Raw genomic sequence first — 3,415 nt, 5'->3', positions numbered from 1 at the left:
TCGGACGCCTTCCGTGAACGTATCTGGGACATGGGAGCCCGACCGGCCATTCCCGCAAAACGACGCGATGCGCCGGTTGCCTGCCCCAGATGGGTCTATCGGTGTCGGCACCTGGTCGAGAACCTCTGGGCCCGTCTCAAGGAATGGCGTGCTGTTGCAACCAGATACGAGAAAACCGCAGCATCGTTCCTGGCCGTCATACACATCGCTGCAGCCGCAGACTGGATCAAGTGCTAACAGGCCCTAGGCCATTAGAGGAAAAATTGCGTCAAGGATTTGATGCTATTCATTCCATCTCAGATCAACAGTTAGCAGAAGTATTGGTTAGAGGAGGCAGTCTTCTTGATGCGGGGGAGCAACATCTTTGGGCGTATGCGCTTTCATGCCCAACAGCATGGGTTTTGTGCGGACCTGATCGAGCAAGTATGCGCTTTGGTTATGAACAAAACTACCGGGAACGATTGGTTTCTTTGGAAGAGTTACTTAATGGAATTTCGACCTCAAGTCCAATACCGATAGATGCACATCATACAAAAGAATGGCTGAATAAGTTTATCAATGATATAATACTAGGGATAATAAGATAGTACAGGGGAATATATTTTTCCTATTTATGCAATGTAAGAGGGCGGGCGTTCTACTTTCACGAATGTAGTGGTTTTGTGCTTATAGAAAACAAGCAGAAATCACTGATGTGGATGTATTATTTCCGCAGTCAGCCTTGGGTAAACTGTCGACAGTTAGTCTATTAGGTGGAAACGGATGGTATCGCTCTTTTGGAATTTTTAGATGCCAGTATTGAAAGAGGAAATCGAAGAAGATATTCGCTTCATTCTGTCTGAACGAAATCGTTTCGCTAGAATGGAGCAGCAGTGGGCATCCACAAAGCGGTGCCCGGAAGAGTTGCAACAGGCCTTCCTGTGGGAGATACAACATCCCATAGATAAGGCTAATAAGCTCATTGTTGGTCGCGAAGCCGTTGTACGCCTTGAAGGGTTAGCCAGAACAGCGTTGCGGAATGCAGGTATTGCACGACAAGTTGACGATTTGGCAATTAAGATGCCTCTTGGCATGATCCTGTTCCGCAGATTCGTAATTGAGAAAAAGCCTATTAACACACGAAATATCGACCGGGCTCTTTCGGAGGCGGCAAAGTTAGCCAGGCGATCACTTCAAACGCGTACTCATTTCATTCCCTGCCATTTGATGCTCGCCACAGAGCCTGCAGAATTTTCGATTGGACCGGTTCGGTTCATGAACCAGAAGTCATTTCGCTCACGTATAGCTGACCAAGTGTGGGGTGATCGTAAAAGTTATAGGGGCGATAGTTACTTGCGTCGCGATACTGCGAAGTATTATGGTAATTTCAACTGGGTTGCTGAGGTAACTATACCATGTTGTGACAAACGAATTTCAGAACGGGTAGCAACGGATACAGTCACTTCGGCACTCGACTGCTTGGCCATTTTGTTTAGCGCCAGCCACTCCGCACGAATGAGTGTTGGTGGACCGGCAGTAAAGCACGATCGAAGAGCGACGCTGCAACTCCTCAATGGTACACTTTCTTTTTCCACATCTTTTGCCTGGTCAGGTGAAGTCACCTTCCCTAATGATTGGGCTGCGGTGTTTGAGAGACCGGATTACCGCTACATTCTGAACTTATTCGGCGTAGCGTTAGAAACGGCTATAGACCCTCGTCTTTGTAGGCCGCTTAGTGAGCGTTTTTTAGATTCTGCACTTTGGTTTGGCGAGGCTGTTCGGGAACGCTCACCTGCAGCGAGGGTGATTAAATATGTGACCGCGTTAGAGCGATTAGTGATGACTGACGAGAAAAATGACATCACTTTCCAGGTCGCCACGCGAGTATCGGCTATCTGCTTTGATCCCGATGATCCAGAAAGCCTTGGGCAACTTCGCCAAGAGGCTCAGCGTGCTTATTCGCTGCGCTCAAAGCTAGTCCATGGATCGCTATCGCCAAAGTCAGACGAGGTCATGGACGGAGTTAGACTTGGCGCCAAACTTTGTGAACTCGCGTTAATCAATACGCTTGCGATCTTTGGAGTTCAGGGGTTGCGTGCCGACAAACTGACGCGTTCTGAAATTATTTCCTGTTTTCAGAGAGTCGTGGAACAGGCCAATCGGGATGGTAGGGGAGACTTATTCTAAACTTTCCATAGAAGATAATATTTGAAATATTATTAATATAAATTCTTTCGATTACAAGGTGTAATTTAAAAATTATATGATTTTGTTTTTGTATTTTCTTCCGAAATACCAAGGTGGAACATTTTTATGAAAATTAGGTTGTACTCCACAGAATGCGAGCCGATTTGAATGAGAAAGTCTCTAGCAGCCTGTCGGGTTGGGCATTTTGCGGCTGATAACACCGAGGCTGACCCGGCTTATGCTGCGTGAAGCCGTGCCATTCTTTTGCAGTTGTATGCGAGAGCGACGAGTGTCCATTCGGTCGTGACTTTTGCAAGGCTGTGCAGACTGAATCTTCTGAACCCCATGATGCTTTTGATAATTCCAAAGACCGGTTCAACGGTCTGTTTTCGTAGTCTGTAAACATCTCCGGCTTCTGTAGTTTCCAGCCTGTCCTTCATGGCAAGCCGCCAGGGTTCGGTTATCCGGCGTGGCTCCCTGTTTTCAGGAGGTGGCCGGAAATCATATGGCCTGCGGGCGCGAGGCCGTCCGATGGCGACCAGCGGATCGATGCCTTTTTTCCGCAACTCCCGGATCGCCTGCCCGTTGGCGTAACCGGTGTCGGCGAGCACTGTCTTTGGGAGAACGATCGTGTTTTCCATCGACAGCACGGTGCTGGCAAAGGACGGCGCGTCCGCTGGCGTGGCGACAACGTCGGTTGTCACGATCAGCTGGCTGCCTTCGGCGCAGACCACGGCCTGGGCATTGTAAGCCTGTCGGAACTCGTGGGCGTCCGAACGCCGCATGAGGCGGCTGTCGGGATCGGTCAGGCTGATCTGCCGCTCAGGTGGTGGTTCATCATCAGGCGGTTTGGGCGCCCGACCGCGACGCCCTGTTTTTGCGTCATACACCGCCTTCTTTTTCTCGTATGCCGGTCGCGCCGCCTCGGCCTGCGCCTTCGCATCTGCTTCCAGCCGGGCGCAGGCTTCGTCCAGCTTCGCTTTCAGTGTTTCCCGTCGGGCGGTAATCCCCCCATTTTTAGTGGGGCATTGAATGAGAATTCAGGCAGCTGTTTTTAGTTTCTGGGCGGGGGTTAGCCCGCTGTTCCCCATGTTGGGTCTGTCATGGTTATATGTCCAGAGCCATTGTGTTGCGACCTCCTGCACGTCCTGAATGCTTTCAAACAAATACTGCTCCAGCCATTCCTGCCGTACAGTTCTGTTGTAGCGTTCAATATAGGCATTCTGCTGCGGATTACCCGGTTGCGTAT

Annotated in this window: 4 protein-coding genes and 1 pseudogene; 3 read left to right on the top strand and 2 right to left on the bottom strand. The window is 50.0% G+C overall.

Annotated elements, in window-relative coordinates:
- The 3 genes from KP703_RS15175 to KP703_RS15165 all read left to right on the top strand — a co-directional run.
- On the top strand, nt 1-237 hold a 237-nt coding region (locus KP703_RS15175; protein WP_215753732.1), incomplete at its 5' end, for a transposase.
- Nucleotides 231-587 (top strand): hypothetical protein, encoded by a 357-nt coding sequence (locus tag KP703_RS15170; protein ID WP_215755528.1) that lies wholly within the window; start codon nt 231-233, stop codon nt 585-587. The genes KP703_RS15175 and KP703_RS15170, both read left to right, overlap by 7 nt.
- Before the next feature lie 202 nt (nt 588-789).
- Complete coding sequence (locus KP703_RS15165) at nt 790-2,166, top strand: HEPN domain-containing protein (protein WP_215755527.1); 1,377 nt, start codon at nt 790-792, stop codon at nt 2,164-2,166.
- Nucleotides 2,167-2,402: 236 nt separating this feature from the next.
- On the opposite strand, the pseudogene KP703_RS15160 reads toward KP703_RS15165, so the two are convergent.
- Together KP703_RS15160 and KP703_RS15155 are read right to left on the bottom strand one after the other, a co-directional pair.
- A pseudogene (locus KP703_RS15160) lies at nt 2,403-3,167 on the bottom strand (transposase); the annotation flags it as partial.
- A 39-nt stretch (nt 3,168-3,206) separates the two neighbouring features.
- Nucleotides 3,207-3,415: integrase core domain-containing protein (locus tag KP703_RS15155; RefSeq protein WP_215754309.1), on the bottom strand; the 209-nt coding region annotated here is incomplete at its 5' end.

The sequence above is a fragment of the Acetobacter sp. P5B1 genome (genome assembly GCF_018811985.1).
GTDB classification, from domain to species: domain Bacteria; phylum Pseudomonadota; class Alphaproteobacteria; order Acetobacterales; family Acetobacteraceae; genus Acetobacter; species Acetobacter cerevisiae.
Note: the sequence above shows the minus strand (reverse complement) of the source record. Positions and strands in the feature narration are given on the sequence as shown.

Excerpts from the sequence above, each read along its gene's own strand:
- KP703_RS15165 (WP_215755527.1), top strand. The coding sequence starts at position 790 with ATGCCAGTATTGAAAGAGGAAATCGAAGAAGATATTCGCTTCATTCTG.